Origin of the sequence: Actinosynnema sp. NPDC023587, from assembly GCF_040640215.1 — a bacterium.
Lineage (GTDB): Bacteria > Actinomycetota > Actinomycetes > Mycobacteriales > Pseudonocardiaceae > Actinosynnema.
Genome location: NZ_JBFABG010000003.1, coordinates 157,205 through 176,395, shown reverse-complemented (window position 1 = coordinate 176,395; position 19,191 = coordinate 157,205). Strand labels below are relative to the sequence as shown.

Annotated in this window: 21 protein-coding genes and 1 pseudogene; 9 read left to right on the top strand and 13 right to left on the bottom strand. The window is 70.7% G+C overall.

Annotation, left to right across the window (positions count from 1 at the left end; genetic code table 11):
• Positions 1 to 29: 29 nt before the first annotated feature.
• The 4 genes from AB0G01_RS09535 to AB0G01_RS09520 all read right to left on the bottom strand — a co-directional run bounded on the left by AB0G01_RS09535 (position 30) and on the right by AB0G01_RS09520 (position 2,560).
• A complete protein-coding gene (locus AB0G01_RS09535; RefSeq protein WP_360941801.1) occupies positions 30 to 443 on the bottom strand; it encodes an Imm1 family immunity protein in 414 nt (137 codons plus the stop codon).
• Positions 437 to 988 carry a DddA-like double-stranded DNA deaminase toxin gene (locus AB0G01_RS09530; RefSeq protein WP_360941798.1) on the bottom strand — a complete coding sequence of 184 codons (552 nt, stop codon included), beginning with the start codon at positions 986 to 988 and terminating at the stop codon, positions 437 to 439. Before AB0G01_RS09530 ends, AB0G01_RS09535 begins: the two co-directional genes overlap by 7 nt.
• 51 nt (positions 989 to 1,039) lie before the next feature.
• Positions 1,040 to 1,687 (bottom strand): hypothetical protein, encoded by a 648-nt coding sequence (locus AB0G01_RS09525; RefSeq protein ID WP_360941795.1) that lies wholly within the window; start codon positions 1,685 to 1,687, stop codon positions 1,040 to 1,042.
• A gap of 243 nt (positions 1,688 to 1,930) precedes the next feature.
• On the bottom strand, positions 1,931 to 2,560 hold the full coding sequence (locus AB0G01_RS09520; RefSeq protein WP_360941792.1) for a DUF3043 domain-containing protein: 630 nt from the start codon (positions 2,558 to 2,560) through the stop codon (positions 1,931 to 1,933).
• A 51-nt stretch (positions 2,561 to 2,611) separates the two neighbouring features.
• Here AB0G01_RS09520 and AB0G01_RS09515 point away from each other — a divergent pair, with 51 nt between their 5' ends.
• Both AB0G01_RS09515 and AB0G01_RS09510 read left to right on the top strand, forming a co-directional pair.
• Positions 2,612 to 3,634: a glycerate kinase gene (locus AB0G01_RS09515; RefSeq protein WP_360941789.1), complete on the top strand. Its 1,023-nt coding sequence runs from the start codon at positions 2,612 to 2,614 to the stop codon at positions 3,632 to 3,634.
• Between the two features lie 90 nt (positions 3,635 to 3,724).
• Positions 3,725 to 4,099, top strand: a complete 375-nt coding sequence (locus AB0G01_RS09510; protein ID WP_360941786.1) for an iron-sulfur cluster assembly accessory protein — start codon at positions 3,725 to 3,727, stop codon at positions 4,097 to 4,099.
• A 97-nt stretch (positions 4,100 to 4,196) separates the two neighbouring features.
• Here the strand turns inward: AB0G01_RS09510 and AB0G01_RS09505 are convergent, their stop codons facing one another.
• Together AB0G01_RS09505 and AB0G01_RS09500 are read right to left on the bottom strand one after the other, a co-directional pair.
• Positions 4,197 to 4,367 carry a hypothetical protein gene (locus tag AB0G01_RS09505; RefSeq protein WP_360941783.1) on the bottom strand — a complete coding sequence of 57 codons (171 nt, stop codon included), beginning with the start codon at positions 4,365 to 4,367 and terminating at the stop codon, positions 4,197 to 4,199.
• 77 nt (positions 4,368 to 4,444) lie between these two features.
• The gene (locus tag AB0G01_RS09500; protein WP_360941780.1) at positions 4,445 to 5,629 is read right to left on the bottom strand and encodes an MFS transporter; all 1,185 of its coding nucleotides are present in this window, start codon (positions 5,627 to 5,629) and stop codon (positions 4,445 to 4,447) included.
• A 112-nt stretch (positions 5,630 to 5,741) separates the two neighbouring features.
• Here AB0G01_RS09500 and AB0G01_RS09495 point away from each other — a divergent pair, with 112 nt between their 5' ends.
• Entirely contained in the window at positions 5,742 to 6,155 is a 414-nt protein-coding gene (locus AB0G01_RS09495) for a MerR family transcriptional regulator (RefSeq protein ID WP_360941774.1), read from the top strand.
• Between the two features lie 72 nt (positions 6,156 to 6,227).
• On the opposite strand, the gene asnB is transcribed toward AB0G01_RS09495, so the two are convergent.
• Positions 6,228 to 8,156, bottom strand: coding sequence for an asparagine synthase (glutamine-hydrolyzing) (gene asnB / locus AB0G01_RS09490; protein WP_360941771.1), 1,929 nt, complete (start codon positions 8,154 to 8,156; stop codon positions 6,228 to 6,230).
• Positions 8,157 to 8,347: 191 nt separating this feature from the next.
• Between asnB and AB0G01_RS09485 the strand changes: the two genes are divergently transcribed.
• Positions 8,348 to 9,301: a cytochrome c oxidase subunit II gene (locus AB0G01_RS09485; protein ID WP_360941768.1), complete on the top strand. Its 954-nt coding sequence runs from the start codon at positions 8,348 to 8,350 to the stop codon at positions 9,299 to 9,301.
• A gap of 12 nt (positions 9,302 to 9,313) precedes the next feature.
• On the top strand, positions 9,314 to 9,730 hold the full coding sequence (locus AB0G01_RS09480; protein ID WP_360941765.1) for a cytochrome c oxidase subunit 4: 417 nt from the start codon (positions 9,314 to 9,316) through the stop codon (positions 9,728 to 9,730).
• 108 nt (positions 9,731 to 9,838) lie between these two features.
• Here the strand turns inward: AB0G01_RS09480 and AB0G01_RS09475 are convergent, their stop codons facing one another.
• The 4 genes and pseudogenes from AB0G01_RS09475 to AB0G01_RS09460 form a co-directional block, all read right to left on the bottom strand.
• Positions 9,839 to 10,513, bottom strand: a complete 675-nt coding sequence (locus AB0G01_RS09475; RefSeq protein WP_360941762.1) for a lysophospholipid acyltransferase family protein — start codon at positions 10,511 to 10,513, stop codon at positions 9,839 to 9,841.
• A gap of 84 nt (positions 10,514 to 10,597) precedes the next feature.
• Complete coding sequence (gene trpD / locus AB0G01_RS09470; protein WP_360941759.1) at positions 10,598 to 11,653, bottom strand: anthranilate phosphoribosyltransferase; 1,056 nt, start codon at positions 11,651 to 11,653, stop codon at positions 10,598 to 10,600.
• Positions 11,654 to 11,658: 5 nt separating this feature from the next.
• Complete coding sequence (locus AB0G01_RS09465; protein WP_360941756.1) at positions 11,659 to 12,069, bottom strand: hypothetical protein; 411 nt, start codon at positions 12,067 to 12,069, stop codon at positions 11,659 to 11,661.
• Between the two features lie 58 nt (positions 12,070 to 12,127).
• A pseudogene (locus AB0G01_RS09460) lies at positions 12,128 to 12,523 on the bottom strand (hypothetical protein); the annotation flags it as partial.
• Between the two features lie 83 nt (positions 12,524 to 12,606).
• Between AB0G01_RS09460 and AB0G01_RS09455 the strand changes: the two are divergent.
• The 4 genes from AB0G01_RS09455 to AB0G01_RS09440 are packed head-to-tail and all read left to right on the top strand — an operon-like array spanning position 12,607 to position 16,860.
• Positions 12,607 to 13,215: a heme-copper oxidase subunit III gene (locus AB0G01_RS09455; protein ID WP_360941753.1), complete on the top strand. Its 609-nt coding sequence runs from the start codon at positions 12,607 to 12,609 to the stop codon at positions 13,213 to 13,215.
• A 47-nt stretch (positions 13,216 to 13,262) separates the two neighbouring features.
• A complete protein-coding gene (locus AB0G01_RS09450) occupies positions 13,263 to 14,072 on the top strand; it encodes a cytochrome c (RefSeq protein WP_360941750.1) in 810 nt (269 codons plus the stop codon).
• Positions 14,069 to 15,193, top strand: coding sequence for a ubiquinol-cytochrome c reductase iron-sulfur subunit (locus AB0G01_RS09445; protein WP_360941747.1), 1,125 nt, complete (start codon positions 14,069 to 14,071; stop codon positions 15,191 to 15,193). Before AB0G01_RS09450 ends, AB0G01_RS09445 begins: the two co-directional genes overlap by 4 nt.
• Positions 15,190 to 16,860, top strand: a complete 1,671-nt coding sequence (locus AB0G01_RS09440; protein ID WP_360941744.1) for a cytochrome bc complex cytochrome b subunit — start codon at positions 15,190 to 15,192, stop codon at positions 16,858 to 16,860. Before AB0G01_RS09445 ends, AB0G01_RS09440 begins: the two co-directional genes overlap by 4 nt.
• 60 nt (positions 16,861 to 16,920) lie before the next feature.
• On the opposite strand, the gene AB0G01_RS09435 is transcribed toward AB0G01_RS09440, so the two are convergent.
• Complete coding sequence (locus AB0G01_RS09435; protein ID WP_360941741.1) at positions 16,921 to 17,205, bottom strand: Lrp/AsnC ligand binding domain-containing protein; 285 nt, start codon at positions 17,203 to 17,205, stop codon at positions 16,921 to 16,923.
• A 36-nt stretch (positions 17,206 to 17,241) separates the two neighbouring features.
• Positions 17,242 to 18,957 carry a DEDD exonuclease domain-containing protein gene (locus tag AB0G01_RS09430; protein ID WP_360941738.1) on the bottom strand — a complete coding sequence of 572 codons (1,716 nt, stop codon included), beginning with the start codon at positions 18,955 to 18,957 and terminating at the stop codon, positions 17,242 to 17,244.
• Between the last annotated feature and the right edge of the window lie 234 nt (positions 18,958 to 19,191).

Genomic DNA, 19,191 nt, shown 5'->3' with positions numbered 1-19,191 from the left:
GCGACCCAGCCTAGTACCGGGTGCTTCGGCTAGCTAACGATGTGCAGGTCGGGAGAGTCCTCGGGGGCCTGGCCGTTGCCTGCGAGGTGGGCGGCGAGGACTTCGCGGACGACGTGGAGGGGGACTTCCCGGATGGCGGGGATGTCGGCGGCGTTCCCCTGCACGTCGTACACGACGACGCCGGTCGCGTCCGGGTCGCCCTGCGTGGCGCGCTGGGGGTGCCAGTTCTCGTGGACGAAGCCCCGGTCCGCGCCGATGCCCGCGTTGACGACGGGGGACCTGAACGGATTCTCGGCGTTGGTGATCTCGACGATGGTGGGGCAGGGGTGGCCGGCGGACGCGGTGCGCACCCGCTCCACCAACTCGTCCATGTCTTCCTGAGTGCGGATCAGGAACGGGTTCTCCGCGGTTGACTGGTCGTAGATCGCCTGCAACGTCACCACGGTGGTTCCTGTCCTCCGGTGAAGGTCCGCCGATACCCGTCGGTACCGTGCACGGTGAGCGAGAAGCCGGTGGGTAGCACGACGCCGAGCAGTTTTTCACAACCGAGGATGAGCCCGCACGGCACATTGTCGATCACCAGTGTGGCGTGGCGGATATCGTTTTTGATCATTCGCACGGCCGGCTTCATCTCGACGTGCATCGACACGAAGGGCATCCCCGGACGCGGATAGCCCTCTCGTCGAAGGGCTTCGAAGGCGGTTTGTGCGTCCGGACCTTCGCCACCGACCAGTTCTTCCGCCGGGCTTTCATCGACGAACCACCAGCCGTGTGACTTGGTGCCGGCCCCGGGTTGCACAGGTGGCGGAAGTCGCCGACGGAGCCGGTCGGCACGTGCAGCCCCGGCAATCTCAGAGGGGAGCGGAAAGCGGGATTCGAGGCTCTGGCTGAGCGTCTGGTCCTCGACCTGCGAGCCGTGGGTGAGCCAGTTGCCGTGCGAGGTCTCCGCTGATGGTCGGGCCGCTGCGGCCGGGCGTCGGAACTCCATGCGACTCAGCCTGGTACCGGATCATTCGGGTGGCTCATGAACTGTCCGGGTTCAAGGATCGAGAAGCTGTGCTTCGATCGCAAAGGCGCTTTCCATGACGAGCGCGCGGTCGACGAGTCCCGGACCTCTCTCGCCGTCGTGCCGACTGTGGTTGACCTGGACCTCGGCGTTGCGCACCCGGAAGACCACCGTCCGCAACTCCTGCTTGCCACCCGTCGACGCCGGGAGGTCCGTCAACGCCTCGTCGCCGAGGCCCGGTTCGGCGCTCCAGCGGTCCGTGGTGGCCCGTAGCGGTCCCATGTGCTCGGCGGCGGCCCGTGCGTCGACGGTCAGGGTGACCCTCACGTGGAGAAAGTCGCTCCGTTCGGGGCGGAACCACGAGCAGGATCTCGTGCCCGGCCCTCTGTCCAAGGGGCTGCGTTCCTCGGCACCTGGAAACCACCGCTCCAACCCGGGGGTGGCCCTGAGTACGCCGCACACGTCCGGCGTGGACGTGAACACGGGGTCGTCCAGGTCGTACCGGGTGTCGTCGAGCCCTTGCTTCACGCCGGCCGCGCAGAGGACGACGAGGAGGAGCGTGACCCCTGCGTCGGCCGCGACCTTGCCCGCCCGTCCCGCAGCCGAGGGGGCCTTGTAATGGACGCCGCCGTGGATGTTGTAGGCCATCACGACAGGACCGGTCACCGTGTCGGCGATCACCCGGTTGTCCGCGCCTTGCTCCGCTGTGCCCATCGGCCACTCCCACGTGTGCGTGCGGGAGTTCGACGTTACTGGGCCGGTCACCGTCGTGACCTCCGAACGGAGAGCACAGCCCCGTTCAGGGTGAGCCGGTTGCCGTGCGAGGTCTCGCTGGTGGTCAGACCGCTGCGGCCGAGGGGTCGGAACTCCGTGCCGCCCAGCCCGGGACGGGGTGCGTCGGCTGGACCGGTGGGGTGGAGCTGGTCAGACCTTCGTGCCGTAGGTCACGCGGGGCTTGGGGACGCGCAGGCGGCGGAGCTGGCTGGCCCGGATGAAGGAGTACCAGCCGATGGACAGGCCCCGGGTGGTGTCCTCCGGGAACTTCGCCCGGACGCGCTTGGCGACCACGCGGCCGAGGACCACGCCTTCGACGACCATCGCCAACAGCATGAACGTCGTGAGGAGGGTGGCGTACTGCTGCACCGCCGGCTGCGGTACCAGCAGGGCGACGAAGACCAGGATCGCCAGGGGCATGAACAGGCCCATGAGGTTGCGGCGGGAGTCGACGACGTCGCGGATGTAGGCCTTGACCGGCCCCCGGTCGCGGGGGAGCAGGTACTTGTCCTCGCCGGCCATCATGCGCTGGCGGCGCTCGACGGAGGCCGCGCGGCGCTCTTCCTTGCTCTGCTTGTTGCCGCGCATCCGCTTGAGTGCCTCGCGCTGCGTGCGGGGCGGGGGCGGGACCGGGCCCCTGCGCTTGTTCTGGGCCTCTCGGCGCTTCGGGGTGGGTTTGCCCTTCGCCGGGGTGCGCGCCGGGTCGGCGGACGTCACCTCCGCCGGCGTCTCTTCGGCGGTCGGGACGGCTTCGTCGGCGTTGCGGCGCAGGAACCTCACTCCCCAAGAGTAGGAGATGGGCGCTGTGGGGGGTTACGTACCCTTCGCGAGGTGCGCGTGGTGATCGCTCCGGACTGCTTCGGCGGGACCTTGACAGCTCGGGAAGCCGCCGACGCGATCGCCTCCGGGTGGCGGTCGGCGGCTCCCGGTGACGACCTGCTGCTCCGACCCCTGGCGGATGGCGGGCCGGGGTTCGTCGACGTGCTGCACGGCGCGCTGGGCGGTGAGGTGCGCACGTCCGTCGTGTCGGGACCTCGGGGGGAGGAGGTCGAGGCGCGGTGGCTGGTGAGCGGGGACGGAACCGCCTACGTCGAGTCCGCGACGGCCTGCGGCCTGCACCTGATCCCCGCCGACGAACGGGCGTCGTCCGTGGAGACCGCCTCGACGCGCGGCGTGGGTGAGCTGGTCGCGGCTGCGGACGGTGCCGGGTGTCACACGATCGTCGTGGGGCTGGGCGGGTCCGCGACGACGGATGGCGGCGCTGGGTTGCTGTCCGCGGTGTCGTCGGTCTCCGCTCGGCTCGTCGCCGCCTCGGACGTGCAGAACCCGCTGCTGGGCCCGCACGGGGCGGCTGCGACGTTCGGACCGCAGAAGGGTGCCTCGCCGGAGGTCGTCCGGCGGCTGGAGGCGCGGTTGGCCTCGATGGCCGCGCTGGAGCCGGTGCGGGACCTGCCCGGCGCGGGTGCGGCGGGCGGGCTGGGTGCGGCGCTGCTGGCGCTGGGTGCCTCGGTGGTGTCGGGGGCCGGGCTGGTCCGGTCGCTGACGCGGCTGGACCAGGCGCTGGACGCCGCCGATCTCGCGGTGTCCGGCGAGGGCAGTTTCGACTGGCAGTCGTTGCGCGGGAAGCTGGTCACGGCGGTGGCGGGCGGGGCCGCCGAGCGGGGCATCCCCTGCCTGGTCCTGGCCGGTCAGGTGACGGTGGGGCGGCGCGAGGCCGGTGCGGCGGGGGTGCGGGAGTCGTACTCGGTCAGCGAGCACGCCGGGTCCGCGACGAGGTCCCTGGGCGACCCGGCGGGCACCCTGTCGGCGCTCGCCGCCCACGTGGCGAGGCAGTGGTCACACTCCCGCTCCTGACGACTGTGCGACCATGAGGTAAGGAACAAAGCGGGTACCGCCCGTGTTTCCAGGGAACAGATGCCCGCAAAGGACCTCCGAGGGAGAGCTATGACGACCGCTCAGGACGCAGTCACCCCGACTCCTGAAGCACCGCCCACCCACGGCGTGACGCTGACCGACCCGGCGGCCGTGAAGGCCAAGGCGCTGCTCGACCAGGAGGGGCGCGACGACATGCACCTGCGCATCGCCGTCCAGCCCGGCGGCTGTGCGGGTCTGCGCTACCAGTTGTTCTTCGACGAGCGCACGCTCGACGGTGACGCCCTGCGGGACTTCGGCGGGCTCAAGGTCGCCGTGGACCGCATGAGCGCCCCGTACGTCGAGGGCGCGGTGATCGACTTCGTGGACACGATCGAGAAGCAGGGCTTCACGATCGACAACCCGAACGCGGGCGGCTCGTGCGCCTGCGGCGACTCCTTCCACTGAGTCGTCCACCCGGGTTCTCGGCCAGACCGCGAACGGCCCCCGCTCCGGCGGGGGCCGTTCGCGTCGTCCGGTGCGCGTGGAGCCGGCGGGTCGTCGGTCAGACGTAGGTGTCGAGGCCGGCGACCTGGGCCACGCAGTCGTCGGTGACCTGCCACGGGGTGGCGGGCCGGGGCTCGGGCGGGGTGTCGGCCCGGCCGCGCAGCTCCGCGGGCATGGCGGTGCAGTCGTCGATCAACTCGTCCAGGGTGTCCGCTTCGGTGTTCCTCACGCCCGCGACGTTATGCGGACACCGCCCCTGCGGACACCCCTACCGGGCGGTAGTCGCCCGGCGGGGGTTGTCCCTGGTCACGCGGGTGCGTGGGCGGTACCGGACGGTTCGGTGGCGGGTGCGGCCCCTCGACGCACCAGCCTCGCGACGACCAGGGCCACGAGCACGCCCAGGACGGTCGGGACCGCACCCACCGCGGCGATCCACTGGAAGCCGAAGCCGCCCGCGATGACGGCCCCGCCGAGCATCGGGCCGAGCGCGGCGGCCACGTTGAACGCCGAGATGTTCACCGAGGCGACCAGACCCGCCGCCGAGCCGGCCTGGCTCATCAGGAACGTGTGCAGCAGGGGACCGGAGGCGAACGCCGTCGCGCCCAGCACGAACACCGCGACCACCGCCGTCACCGCGGTCTCCAGCAGGAAGCCCTGGGCCAGCAGGAGCACGGTCAGGGCGGCGAGCGGGATCGGCAGGACCTTCGCGGTGGAGCCCGGTGGGACCCGGCCGGCGATCGTGCTGCCGACCATCGTCCCGAGGCCGTAGACCAGCAGCACCCCGGTCACCCACGCCGGGCTGAAGCCCGTGACGTCGCGCAGCGCGGGTGCCAGGTAGGTGAACGCGGTGATCATGCCGGTGAACGACAGCACGGTGGTCAGCAGACCCAGCAGCACGGTCCGCTTGCCGAACGCGAACAGGCCGGCCCGCACGCCCGCGTCCGGTTCGTGCGCCACCTTCGGCGCGCCCAGGACGACGCCGATCAGACCGACCAGGGTCAGGGCGGCGACCAGCGCGAACGACGCGCGCCAGCCGTGGTTCTGGCCGACCAGGGTGCCGACCGGGATGCCGAGGACGGTGGACAGCGCCACGCCGTTGACCACCTTGGCGATGGCGGCGGTCTGCTTCTCCGGCGGCACGGCGGCCACCGCGATCTGGGAGGCGACGGCGAAGAACAGGCCCTGGGCCAGCGCCGCGACCATGCGGGCGGCCATCAGGGTGGTGTAGTCGCCGGCCAGGGCGCAGGCCGAGGTGGCCAGCAGCGCGAGCACCATGACGGCGATCAGCAGGGACCGGCGCGGCAGGCGGCCGGTCAGGACGGTGAGGACGGGACCGCCGACCGCGACGGACACCGCGTACGCGGTGACCAGCAGGCCCGCGGTGGGCAGGGTCACGTCGAGGTCCGCGGCGACCTCGGGCAGCACGCCGACGACGATGAACTCGGAGGTTCCGACGGCGAACGCGCACAACATCAGGACGAGAGCGATCACGCGGACGACGCTAAAGTGTGACACTGACGTCAGGGTCAAGCTTCGGTGATCGAGGGCTCTTCTGCCCGGGTTCGGGAATACCCGTGGGCCGGGACCGACGTGGAGGTGGCGGGTGCGGATCGGCGAGTTGAGCGAGCGGACCGGGGCGACCGTGCGGATGCTGCGCTACTACGACCAGCACGGGTTGGTGCGGCCCCGGCGCACGGAATCGCGCTACCGCGTGTACGACGAGTCCGATGTGGAGCGGGTGCGCAGCGTCCGCTGCCTGATCGCGTCCGGGCTGAACGTGCGGCTGGTGCGGTTGGTGCTGGCGCACGCGTTCGGCGAGGAGATCGAGTTGCCGGAGGACGAGGCCAGGTGCGTCCCGCTGCTGGAGATGCTCAACGACGAGTTGTCGGCGGTGGAGCGGCGGATCGGCTCGCTGGAGCGCAGCAAAGCGCACCTGACGCGGTTGGTGGCCGACGTCGAGGTGCTCCTGGTGGCCAAGCGCGCCGGCGCGGGGGAGTGCGTGGACGTTCCCGGCTGAGCACGTCCGGGCGGCGGGTGGACGAGCGGAAAGCCCCCGGCGGGTGCCGGGGGCTTTCGAGGTTCGCGCTGGTCAGAGCTTGACGGGGTAGTGCGGCTCGGGGACCACCGGGCGGAGGCGGCCCTCGATGAAGATGCCGTGCCAGAGCATGAACACGAGCAGCGCCCAGATCCGGCGGCTGTTGTCGGCCACGCCGGAGCGGTGCTCCTCGATGATCCGCAGCACGCCGTTCTTGTCGATGTACTGGTCGGTCTGCGACTGGCGGACGATGTCCACGGCCCAGTCGTGCATCTCGTCCTTCAGCCAGTGCCGGATGGGCACCGGGAAGCCCAGCTTGCGGCGGTTGAGCACGTGGGCGGGGACGATGTCGCGGATCGCCCGGCGCAGGGCGTGCTTCGTCGTCTCCTTGGTGAGCTTCAGCTCGGACGGCACCTGCGACGCGATCCGGAACACCTCGGGGTCCAGGAACGGGACCCGCAGCTCCAGCGAGTTCGCCATGGTCATCTTGTCGGCCTTGACCAGGATGTCGCCGCGCAGCCAGGTGAACAGGTCGACGTGCTGCATCCGGGTCACCGGGTCCCACTGCTGGGACTCGCGGTACGGCTTGGCGGTCACGTCCCGGTGCGACACGTTCGGGTCGTAGGTGCGCAGCACCTGCTTGAGCTGGTCGTCCAGGAAGATCCGGGCGTTGCCGTAGTAGCGCTCCTCCAGGGTCAGCGCGCCCCGCCGCAGCAGGTCCTTGCCGCGCACGCCCTGCGGGATCTTGGTGGACACCCGGCCCATGGCCTTGCGCAGCGCGCCCGGCACCTTCTCGAACGGGGCCAGCGACAGCGGCTCGCGGTAGATCGTGTAGCCGCCGAACAGCTCGTCGGCACCCTCGCCGGACAGCACGACCTTCACGTGCTCGCGCGCCTCGCGGGCGATGAACCACAGCGGCACCAGCGCCGGGTCGGCCACCGGGTCGTCCAGGTACCAGGTGATCAGCGGCAGCGCGTCCATCATCTCCTGCGCCGTCACCGCCCGGACCACGTGCTTGACGCCGATGGCGGCGGCGGACTCGGCCGCCACGTCGATCTCGGAGTAGCCGGACCGCTCGAACCCGGTGGTGAAGGTGATCAGGTCCGGGTTGTGCTCCTTGGCCAGCGCCGCGATGACGGTGGAGTCGATGCCGCCGGACAGGAACGCGCCGACCGTGACGTCCGCCCGCATGTGCTTGGCCACCGAGTCCCGCAGCGCGGCGGTGATCTCGTCGTACAGCCGGTTCTCGTCCGCCGCGCCGTGCACCGCGCGCGGCCGGAAGGTGGCCGGGAAGTAGCGCTCGGCGACCACCTGGCCGCCCGGCTGCACGGTGAACGAGGTGCCGGACTCGACCCGGTGGACCTGCCCGTGCAGCGACTCCGGCTCGGGCACGTACTGGAGGATCAGGTAGTGCTGGAGGGCCTTGCGGTCCAGCTCCGGGCGGATGCCCAGGGTCGGCGCGAGCTCCAGCACGGACTTCTTCTCGCTGGAGAACGCCACCCCGCCGGGGCCGGACGCGTAGTACAGCGGCTTGATGCCGAAGGGGTCCCGCGCGCCGAAGACGACCTTGCGCTCGGAGTCCCAGATGAGGAACGCGAACATCCCCCGCAGCTTGCCGACGGCCGCCGGCCCCCAGTAGTGGTAGGCGGCGACGATTGTCTCGGTGTCACCGTCCGTGGCGAACACCGCGCCGAACTGCTTGGTCAGCTCGGCCCGCAGCTCCAGGTAGTTGTAGATCTCGCCGTTGAAGTTGACGGTGTACCGGCCGGGCAGTTCCGGCGGCCCCCAGTGCAACGGCTGGTGCGAGTGCTCGATGTCGATGATGGACAGGCGGTTGAAGCCGAACACGACCTCGCCACCCTGCCAGGTACCCGTCTCGTCGGGGCCGCGGTGCCGCTGGCAGCGCATGGCGGCCGCCACCGCAGAGCGCGAGTGGTGCGCTTCGTTCTCGCCAGGGCAAACCAGTCCAACCAGGCCGCACACGCCGTCGCACCTTTCGTGGGGTGTGGAGAAGTGACCAGTATGCCGGGACCCCTTCGTGTGACCGAAACTGCACCGTGCGGGTGCGGCCCCCGAGGGGTGGTGACACGGTGCCTGAGCTACGCTCCCGCATGATCCGGCAAGGGTTGAAGTCCGCTCTTGCCTGCGAGCTTTCAACGAGGAGGCGGCGAGCAGTGGGCCTGAAGGAGGGCACCAGGGCAGCGCGGCTGGCGAAAGTCGTCGGGCTGGTCGGCCTGGTCGGCGTCGGGGCCACGGGTTGCTCCACGGAAGAGGTGTTGCGCTTCGGCTGGCCAGTGGGCGTGACGGAGCAGGCGCACCGCATGCAGGAGCTGTGGACCTGGTCGGTCGTCGCCGCGCTCGCGGTCGGTGCGATCGTCTGGGGCCTGATCCTCTGGTCGGTGGCCTTCCACCGCAAGAAGGGCGAGGAACTGCCCCGCCAGGTGGCCTACAACCTGCCGCTGGAGCTCGTCCTCATCGTCGTGCCGACGGTGATCGTCGCGGTGCTGTTCTACTTCACCGCGATCACCCAGAACTTCGTCACGAACAAGACCGGCGACGCCGACGTGACCGTGGACGTGGTCGCGTTCCAGTGGAACTGGGAGTTCAAGTACCCCCAGTACAAGATCCCCGGCGCGCAGCCCGTGAACGGCGAGGACCCCGTGGTGAGCACCGTCGGTTCGTCCGGCGAGGTGCCGCTGATGGTCCTGCCGCAGGGCAAGCGGATCTTGTTCAACCTGGAGTCCACGGACGTCATCCACTCGTTCTACGTGCCGGAGTTCCACTTCAAGCGGGACGTCTTCCCGCAGCCGCACAAGAACAACCAGGACGCGTCCTTCGAGATCAGCGGGATCGACCGGACCGGGTCGCTGGTCGGCCGGTGCGCGGAGCTGTGCGGCGTCTACCACGCGGTGATGAACTTCGAGATCCGCGTGCTGGAGCCGGCGGTGTTCGACCGGTACATGGACCTGCGCGCGGAGAAGAACCCGGAGACCGGGTTGCTGTACACGGCGTCCGAGGCGCTCACCGAGTTGGACTGCGGTGAGCTCTGCACGCCCTACGCCGTCACGACCAAGCCCTTCGACACCGATCGGACCGTCCGCGAGGCGTCGTCCGGCGGCGGTCGGTAGGAGGGATCTGCGATGAAGATCGAAGCGCGCATTTTCGACCTGGTGATGGTGTTCTCGTTCCTGGTGGCCGCGGTGTACGGCTACTGGACGTGGGCCGACACCGACCACGTGGAGCCGACCGGCACGGTCGCCCTGGCGCTGACCGGTGGGTTGGCGCTGATCGTGGGCACGTACTTCCGGTTCGTCGCCCGGCGGATCGAGGTCCGGCCCGAGGACAACGCCGACGCCGAGATCTCCGACGGTGCCGGTGAGCTGGGCTTCTTCAGCCCGGGTTCGTACTGGCCGATCGGCCTGGCGGCGTCGGCGGCGCTGGCCGCCGTGGCGCTGGCGTTCTGGTACGTGTGGCTGCTGGTGATCGCCGTGGTCGTGCTGCTGGTGATGGTGGGTGGACTGGTGTTCGAGTACCACACCGGGCCGAACCACGACTGAGCACGGCCGGGCACTGCCGGACCGGGTACGACCGGGCACGTGAGCGTGCCGGGGCCGCCTCCCCTCGGGGAGGCGGCCCCGTGTCGTTTCCGGGGTCGGGGGGCCGGGTCAGGCCGCCTGGTCGGTGGAGCCCGCCTGGTAGCGGTCCACGTAGTCCTGGCCGGACAGGTCGAGGATGCGGTAGACGATCTCGTCGGTGACCGAGCGCAGGACGGGCAGGGACTCGTGCATCCCGGCGTACCGGGAGAAGTCCAGGGGCTCGCCGAAGCGGATGGTCACGGGCCGGATGCGAGGCAGTTTCGCGTCCACCGGCTGGACCTGGTCCGTGCCGATCAGGCCCACCGGGACGACCGGGGCACCGGATTCCAGGGCCATCCTGGCCACGCCGGTCCGGCCGCGGTGCAGGTGGCCGTCCAGGGAGCGGGTGCCCTCCGGGTAGATCGCGAAGGCTCCGCCGGCGGCCAGGATCTCGGCCGCGGTGTCCAGGGAGGCGCGGGCGGCCCTCCCGATGCCGCGGCGCACCGGAACGTGCCCCAGCGCGCCGAAGAAGTACCGGGAGAGGGCTCCCTTGACGCCGGTGCCCTCGAAGTACTCGGCCTTCGCGAGGAACGACACCCGGCGGGGGACGACCACGGGGATCACGATGCTGTCGATGAACGACAGGTGGTTCGGGGCGAGGATCACCGGGCCCGTCCGGGGGATGTTCGCCAAGCCCTCGACCGTCGGCCGCCAGACCAGCTTCGCGGTGGGGGCGACCACCCGTTTCATCACCGTGTAGAGCATGGGAACAGCATCCACCCCCGCCATCACCCGGCAGTGGAGAGGTGGTGGAAACCTCAGATCGGGTGATGGCGGGGGCGTTCGCGGTCAGGCGTCCGGTAGTTCGGCCTTCAGCTCCGTCGAGCGGGCCGCCCACCTGCGCAGCAGGTCGGCGGCCCGGCCCGTGTCGATCGCGGCGGCGGCCCGGCCCAGGGCACCGGCCAGGTCCGCGTGCAGGTCGTCGCCCAGGCCGGTGTGGGCGGCGATGGCCCCGGCCGCGTTCAGCAGGACCGCGTCGCGCACCGCTCCCGGCTTCCCGCCCACCAGGTCCCGCACCACCTCGGCGTTGAACGCCGCGTCACCGCCGCGCAGGTCGTCGGGCAGGGCCGGGGGGATCTCCAGGACCGACGGGTCGATCCTGGTCTCCCGGACCACGCCGTCCTGGGCGACCCAGACGGTGGTGGTCGTGGTGGTGGTGATCTCGTCGAGGCCGTCGTCCCCGCGCACGACCAGGGCCGTGTTGCCCCGCCTCGCGAACACGCCCGCGATCAGGGGCGCGGCCGACTTCCGGGCGCAGCCGATCAGGCCGACCTTCGGCAGCGCCGGGTTGGTGAGGGGGCCCAGGAGGTTGAACGAGGTGGGAATGCCCAGTTCACGGCGCGGGGCGAGGGTGTAGCGGAACGCCGGGTGGAAGACCGGGGCGAAGCAGAAGCCGATGCCGAGCTCGGCGACCGTCGCCTGGACGCCCGCCGGGGGGAGGTCGATCGCCACGCCGAGGGCTTCCAGAACGTCGGCGGTGCCGCACTGGGAGCTCGCGGCGCGGTTGCCGTGCTTCACGATCGGCACGCCGGCCGCCGCCGTGACGACGGCGGCCATCGTGGAGATGTTGACCGAGTGCGAGTTGTCCCCGCCGGTGCCGACGATGTCCGCCGCGCGGCCCTCGACGGTGAACCGGCGCGCGTGCTTGAGCATCGCGTTCGCCAGGCCGTCGACCTCCTCGGGGGTCTCGCCCTTGGCCCTGAGCGCGACGGCGAAACCGCCCACCTGGGCGGCGGTGGCGGCTCCGGACATGATCTGGTCCATCGCCCACGACGTGTCGTCCTCGGACAGGTCGACCCGGTCGATGAGCTGGTTGAGCAGTAACGGCCAGCTCCGCTCGGTCACCGCGCTCACCCCCGCACTACGGGCGTGGAGGTCGAGCGCAGCACCTCGGCGACGGTCTCGGCGGCGGCCAGCGGGTCGAGCGGGTGCACCAGCACCGCGTCCGCCTGCGACCACGTCGCCAGCCACCGGTCGTCCTTGCGGCGGACCGCCACCACGATCGGGGGACAGTCGGTGATCTCGTTCTTGAGCTGGCGGGACAGGCCCATGCCACCGGTGGGCTGGGCCTCGCCGTCGAGGATGGCCAGGTCGACCTTGCCGTTGTCCATCTCGTACAGGACGTCGGCGATCGCGCCGAACTCGACGTACTCCACCCGGCCCAGGTCGGGGGCCGGCCTGCGGCCCACCGCAGTGATGATCGTCTCACGCACCTCGGGGCGGTGGCTGAACACCAGGATCCTGGTCGTCTGCGTGCTCATCTGCGTGATCCTCCGGCGGGTCGGGTGCCAGGTTGGCTGATGCTAGCGGGCTCGCCTGCGCGGGCCCTTGCGGGACCTGGAGAGCATCCCAACCGATCCAGTCGCCGCCCAGCCGCTGGGCCAGGCTCGCCATCCTGGAACGCTCCTGCGCGCACGACAGGGCGGTCAGGACCTGGACCCTCAGGGCGTGCGCGACCGCACCTCCGGTGAGCGTCCAACCGTCCTGCGCGAGCAGTTCTCGCGCGCGTTCTACCTGGTCAGGCGGCAGCGTGAGGTGGTGTCGCAGGACGGCGGGCGCGTCGGGGCGGAGATTTGTCGATCTTGCGAGCACCGCCGAGTCGGCGTCGGCGAAGTCGAAGGACCCGGCGACCACGACCAGGCCGGGTGAATCGACCTCCGGGACCGGTTCGGCCTTCCGCCTCCGGCGTTCGCGCAACCGGCTCAACAACCCCACGAGGACCTCACCACCTGTGTGACCTGGACAACCCGCCGGACAGCTCCGGACCCGATGGGCGGAGCGAAAACCTGCAAGCAATAATGCGTCGTGTGACAACGGCAGCGCCCTCCATCGGCCAGCGCGTGCACTCGCTGAACCGCCCGAACATGGTCAGCGTCGGCACGATCGTCTGGCTGTCCAGTGAGCTCATGTTCTTCGCCGGGCTCTTCGCCATGTACTTCACGGTGAAGGCCCAGAACGAAGGCCCCTGGCCCCCGGCACCGACGCACCTGAACGTGCCCTACGCACTGTTCTTCACGATCATCCTCGTGGCCTCGTCGTTCACGTGCCAGTGGGGCGTGTTCGCCGCGGAGCGCGGTGACGTCTTCGGCCTGCGCCGGTGGTACCTCGTGACGCTGATCATGGGGGCGATCTTCGTGGCCGGTCAGGCCGGGGAGTACGTGACCCTCGTCGAAGAGGGCACCACGATCCCCGGCTCGGCGTACGGCACCGTCTTCTTCCTCACGACCGGCTTCCACGGTCTGCACGTGATCGGTGGTCTGATCGCGTTCGGCTACCTGCTGGTCCGCACGAAGCTGAGCAAGTTCACCCCGGCTCAGGCGACCTCGGCGATCGTCGTGTCGTACTACTGGCACTTCGTGGACGTCGTCTGGATCGGCTTGTTCGCCATCATCTACATCGTGCCCTGACGACCAGCACGAACCCCGAACTCACACCAGCAAGGGTTGCCGCACACATGACCACCAACACCACACGGGCCCGGAAGCGCGGCACCAAGCTGCGCAGGCGGATCTCGGGCCTCCTCGCGCTGGGCTTCGCGCTGCTGTCCGCGGGCTTCCTGTTCAGCGCGCTCGCGCCGCAGCCGCAGACCGCGCAGGCGCAGGACGACCCGGCCCAGGTGCGACTGGGCGAGCAGCTCTACAACAACACCTGCATCTCCTGCCACGGCAAGAACCTCGACGGCGTCGAGGACCGGGGCCCGAGCCTGATCGGCGTGGGCGAGGCGGCCGTCTACTTCCAGGTGTCCTCCGGCCGGATGCCGATGGCCCGCCAGGAGGCCCAGGCCCAGCGCAAGCCCCCGGTGTTCACGCCGGAGGAGATCGACGCGCTCGGCGCGTTCATCCAGTCGCGCGGCGCGGGCCCGCAGACCCCCGAGGAGCGCGGCGAGGCGCTGCGCGGCGAGGACCCGGCCCGCGGTGGCGAGCTCTTCCGGCTCAACTGCGCGGCGTGCCACAACTTCACCGGTCGCGGCGGGGCGCTGTCGTCCGGCAAGTTCGCACCCGAGCTGGACGGCGTGGTGGAGGAGCAGCTCTACACGGCGATGCTCACCGGCCCGCAGAACATGCCGAAGTTCTCCGACCGGCAGCTCACGCCGGAGGAGAAGAAGGACATCATCGCGTACATCAAGTCGGTGACCGACGGGAACAACAACCCCGGCGGAGCCCCCCTCGGCGGCCTCGGGCCGGTATCGGAGGGTCTGATCGCGTTCATCGTGGGTATCGCCGCCCTGATCGGCGTGACCCTCTGGATCGGAGCCAAGGCATGAGCGGCGAGAAGCCGAACAACGTGCCCGACGAGGCCGAACTCGCCGGGATGAGCCGGGACGAGCTGGTGCGGCTCGGCACGCAGCTCGACGGCGTCGAGCTCGTCCACTACGAGGAGCGGTGGCCGGTCAAGGGCACCCGCGCCGAGCGGCGCGCCGAGCGCTCCGTCGCGCTGTGGTTCCTCATCGCGGCCCTGTCCGGTGTGGCCTTCCTCGCCGCGTTCCTGTTCTGGCCCTGGAAGTACGAGGAGCCCAACACCCCCGGGCACTGGATCTACAGCCTGTACACGCCGGTCATCGGCGCGACGCTGGGTCTGTCCATCCTGGCGCTGGGCGTGGGCGCGCTGCTCTACACGAAGAAGTTCATCCCGGAGGAGCTGGCCGTCCAGCAGCGCCACGACGGCGGCTCCCCGGAGGTCGACCGGGCGACCGTGCTGGCCGAGCTGGCCGACACGGGCGCGCGCTCCACCCTCGGCCGCCGGTCGCTCATCAAGCGGACCGCCGGCCTGGGCGCGGGCGTGTTCGGCCTCGGTGTGCTGGCGGTGCCGCTCGGCGGCCTGATCAAGAACCCGTGGTCGGACAGCGAGACCAAGAACTCCCTCTGGCACACCGGCTGGAAGGCCGAGAACGGCGAGAAGATCTACCTGCGCCGCAGCACCGGCCGGATGCACGAGGTCGCGCTGGTGCGCCCGGAGGACCTGGACGCCGGCGGTTTCGAAACGGTGTTCCCGTTCCGCGAGTCGGAGCGCGGCGACGAAGAAGCCCTGATCGCGGCCATGAAGCGGGCCGACAACCCGGTCATGCTGATCCGGCTGCGCCCCGGCCAGGAGGTCATCAAGCGGGACGGCCAGGAGGACTTCAACTACGGCGACTTCTACGCCTACTCGAAGATCTGCACGCACCTGGGCTGCCCGACCTCGCTGTACGAGCAGCGGACCGGCCTGCTGCTCTGCCCGTGCCACCAGTCGCAGTTCGACGTCTTCCACTACGGCAAGCCCCGGTTCGGTCCGGCGACCCGCGCCCTTCCCCAGCTTCCGATCACGGTGGACGAAGAGGGATACTTGATTGCCCGCGGCGACTTCATCGAGGCTGTGGGTCCGGCGTTCTGGGAGCGTAAGTCATGAGCGGCATCACGACGCCGACGAAGCGGCAGAACGCCGCCGCCAGGGTGGCGGGCGGGGCCGCGAAGTGGGCTGACGACCGGTTCCACATGGCCGGTGGCATCCGGCGGCAGATCAACAAGGTCTTCCCGACCCACTGGTCGTTCCTGCTCGGCGAGATCGCGCTGTACAGCTTCATCATCCTGCTGCTGTCCGGCACGTACCTGGCGCTGTTCTTCGACCCCTCCATGGAGGAGGTCCTGTACCACGGCAGCGTCACGAACATGAACAACATGGAGATGTCGCGGGCGTTCGAGTCGACGCTCCAGATCTCCTTCGACGTGCGCGGCGGCCTGTTCGTGCGCCAGGTCCACCACTGGGCCGCACTGCTGTTCATGGGCGCGATCGTGATCCACATGTTCCGGATCTTCTTCACCGGCGCGTTCCGCCGGCCCCGGGAGATCAACTGGGTCATCGGCATCCTGCTGTTCATGCTGGGCGCGATCGAGGGCTTCCTCGGCTACTCGCTGCCCGACGACCTGCTCTCCGGCACCGGCCTGCGGGTGATGGCGGCCCTGCTGATCTCGATCCCGGTGATCGGCACCTGGCTGAACTGGCTGGCCTTCGGCGGGGAGTTCCCCGGCACGGAGATCATCCCCCGGCTCTACACGCTGCACATCCTGCTCATCCCGGCCATCATCCTGGCGCTCATCGCGGTCCACCTGGGTCTGGTCTGGTACCAGAAGCACACCCAGTTCCCCGGGGTCGGTCGCAAGGAGACCAACGTCGTCGGCGTGCGCATCATGCCGGTGTTCGCGGCCAAGGGCGGGGGCTTCTTCGCGGTCGTGGTGGCGGTCACGGCCATCATGGGCGGCGTCTTCCAGATCAACCCGGTGTGGAACATCGGCCCGTACAACCCGGCCCAGGTCTCGGCGGGCTCGCAGCCCGACTGGTACATGGGCTGGACCGACGGCCTGGTCCGCGTGTGGCCCGCGTGGGAGATGTACCTCGGCGACTACACGGTCCCGGCACCGTTCTGGCCGTTCATCCTCGGCCTGCCGCTGCTGACCGGCCTCGCGGCGGTCTACCCGTGGATCGAGCGCAAGCTGACCAAGGACTACGCGCACCACAACCTGCTCCAGCGCCCGCGCGACGTGCCGGTCCGGACGTCGCTCGGCGTCATGGCCATCTCGTACTTCATGGTGCTGCTGGTGATGGGCGCGAACGACATCTTCGCGTACAAGTTCGACATCTCGTTGAACGCGACGACGTGGATGGGCCGCATCGGCCTGCTGGTGATCCCGCCGGTGGCGTACTTCCTCACCTACCGGTTGTGCATCGGCCTCCAGCGCGCCGACCGCGAGGTGCTGGAGCACGGCGTGGAGACGGGCATCATCAAGCGCCTGCCGCACGGCGAGTTCATCGAGGTCCACCAGCCCCTCAGTCCGGTGGACGACCACGGCCACCCGCTGCCCCTGGCCTACCAGGGCGCTCCGGTGCCGAAGAAGATGAACAAGCTCGGGTCCGCCGGTCACCCGGTGCCCGGCAGCTTCATGACGCCGGACTCGCCGGAGGAGACGGCGGCGCTCGGCCGGGCCCGCCACGACTCCGGCCAGCCGAAGACGGCCCTCACCGGGGAGAACAAGCCCTCGGACGAGCTCGCGGGCAGGCCCGCCCAGCCCGAGGACTGACGACGACAGCCGAACGGCCCCGCACCCGGGAGGGTGCGGGGCCGTTTCGCGTCGCCCGGGTCAGCTCTCGTCGAGGCCCACGGAGAAGGAGGCCTCGGTGTCGCGCTTGGAGTAGGAGCGGAAGGAGATGTGGGTGTCGGTGTTGAGCACGCCGGGCACCTTGGAGATGTGGCCGGGCACCAGCTCGGCCAGGTCCTCGTGCCGAGCCACCTTCACCAGGGCGATCAGGTCGACATCGCCCGCGCACGAGTAGACCTCGGTGACGCCTTCGATGTCGGCGATCGCCTGTGCCGCGTCCGGGATGGTTTCGGCGGCGGCCTGGATCAACACGATCGCGGTGATCACGGCGTCCTCCTCGTTCAAGGTCGGGGTGTGCACATGCTAGTGGCCCGTGATCCGGTACTGGTCCCGGCCGGCCTCGGCGAGCTCGACCCACGCCCGCCACGCCCCGGCGGACGCCGCCGGTGACGTCCACGGCCGGTCGCAGTGCACGAGCCGGGTACCCGGCCGGTCCAGCCAGCGCAGCACCACCGACGTCTCCTCGGGCGGCGCGCCGCGCAGCGGGCCGTCGTCGGGGAGGACGGTCTCGGCGGCGGCGACCAGGCCGGCCACCACGGACATCGGCGGCACACCCCGGCGGGCCACGCCGGCGGACGCCAGCCGGCCGTGCCGCACCACGGCGAACTCCCAGCCGCCCGCACCGTCCGGGCGGGCCGCGACGAGTTCGGGCAGCGCCGCGAGGCCGGCCAGCCGCTGGCCCCGGTCCAGCGCCCGGACCAGGGTCGAGAGCCGGTCGCGGTGGGCCGCGGCGTCCTCGAACCGGTGCGCGCCGGACAGCTCGGCCAGGTGGGCGGCCACGCCGTGCAGCGGCGCGGTGTCCCGGCCGGCGACCAGGTCCCGCAGCGCGGTCACGGCGGGGGCGTACTCCTCGACCGACTGCCGGCCCGCGCACGGGGCCCGGCACCGGCCCATCTCGAACAGCGCGCACGGCGTGCCGGTCGGTTTCCGGGCCGAGATCCGCTGCGCGCACGCCCGCACCGGCACGGCGTCCAGCAGGGCCTCCTGGGCGGCCTCGGCCACCCGGCGGGACCGGAACGGGCCGAGGGCACCCGCGCGCGGTGTGCGGACCAGGGAGAGGCGCGGGAACGGCTCCTCGGTGAGCGCGAGCCACCACCAGCCGCCCTGGTTCTTCGACCGCCGGTTGTAGGCGGGTTTGTGCGCGGTGAGCAGCCGGAGTTCGCGCACCTCGGCCTCCAGGGAGTGCGCGCACTCGACCGCGTCCACCCGCACGGCCAGCGCGACCATCTCGCGCACCCGCTGCCGGCCCTCCGACGCGGTGAAGTACTGCCGCACCCGTCTGCGGAGGTCCGAAGCCGTGCCGACGTAGAGCACCTCCTCGGACGGACCGCGGAACAGGTACACGCCGGGCGTCGAGGGCAGGTGCGACGCCAGTTCCCGCTTGCGGCGCTGCGCGGGCGTCACCTCGGGGAGGTAGGCCAGCAGCTCCTCCAGCGAGTGCACGCCGACCGAGCCGACCCGCTCCAGCAGGTGGTGCAGCACCTCCACGGTGGCCTGCGCGTCGACCAGCGCCCGGTGGTTGGGGGTGGTCGCGACCCGGAACAGCTCGGCCAGCGCGGACAGCCGGCAGCTCGGGGCCTCGTCGCGGGACAGCACCCGGCGGGCGAGCTTGACCGTGCACACCACGCTCGGCCGGGGCCAGTGGTAGCCGTGTCGCTCGCAGGCGGCCTTCATGAAGCCGACGTCGAAACCGGAGTTGTGCGCGACCAGCACGGCCCCGGCGGCGAACTCCAGGAACGCGGGCAGCACGGTGGCCAGCCGGGGCGCGCCGGTGACCATGAGCTGGGTGATCCCGGTCAGGGCGACGATCTGCGGCGGTATCCCGCGCTCGGGGTCGACCAGGGTGGAGAACGTGCCGAGCACCTGCCCGCCCCGCACCTTGACCGCGCCGATCTCGGTGATCGTGTCGGCGGCGGCGCTGCCACCGGTCGTCTCCAGGTCGAACACGACGAACGTGATGTCGCGCAACGGGGTGCCGAGCTCGTCGAACGAGAGCTGGGAGGGGACGGCGGTACTCATCGAGGGCACCGTAGCGAGGAGGTACGACATTCCCCGCACCCCCGACGACCACATCCCACCGCAATCGCCCCTCGCCGCCCTGTAGCCCCCGCCCTCCTCCCCGCTCTACCGCCTCCCATCACGCTCCCCGCTCCGCTCTCCCCGCTCCGCTCTCCCCGCTCCGCTCTCCCCGCTCCGCTCTCCCCGCTCCGCTCTCCCCGCTCCGCTCTCCCCGCTCCGCTCTCCCCGCTCCGC

Bases quoted from the DNA above. Each gene is read 5' to 3' on its own strand.
- AB0G01_RS09455 (WP_360941753.1), top strand. From the start codon at position 12,607: ATGCGTCGTGTGACAACGGCAGCGCCCTCCATCGGCCAGCGCGTGCAC.
- AB0G01_RS09440 (WP_360941744.1), top strand. From the start codon at position 15,190: ATGAGCGGCATCACGACGCCGACGAAGCGGCAGAACGCCGCCGCCAGG.
- AB0G01_RS09450 (WP_360941750.1), top strand. From the start codon at position 13,263: ATGACCACCAACACCACACGGGCCCGGAAGCGCGGCACCAAGCTGCGC.
- AB0G01_RS09430 (WP_360941738.1), bottom strand. From the start codon at position 18,957: ATGAGTACCGCCGTCCCCTCCCAGCTCTCGTTCGACGAGCTCGGCACC.
- AB0G01_RS09530 (WP_360941798.1), bottom strand. From the start codon at position 988: ATGGAGTTCCGACGCCCGGCCGCAGCGGCCCGACCATCAGCGGAGACC.
- AB0G01_RS09480 (WP_360941765.1), top strand. From the start codon at position 9,314: ATGAAGATCGAAGCGCGCATTTTCGACCTGGTGATGGTGTTCTCGTTC.
- AB0G01_RS09510 (WP_360941786.1), top strand. From the start codon at position 3,725: ATGACGACCGCTCAGGACGCAGTCACCCCGACTCCTGAAGCACCGCCC.
- AB0G01_RS09465 (WP_360941756.1), bottom strand. From the start codon at position 12,069: ATGAGCACGCAGACGACCAGGATCCTGGTGTTCAGCCACCGCCCCGAG.
- AB0G01_RS09445 (WP_360941747.1), top strand. From the start codon at position 14,069: ATGAGCGGCGAGAAGCCGAACAACGTGCCCGACGAGGCCGAACTCGCC.
- AB0G01_RS09475 (WP_360941762.1), bottom strand. From the start codon at position 10,513: ATGCTCTACACGGTGATGAAACGGGTGGTCGCCCCCACCGCGAAGCTG.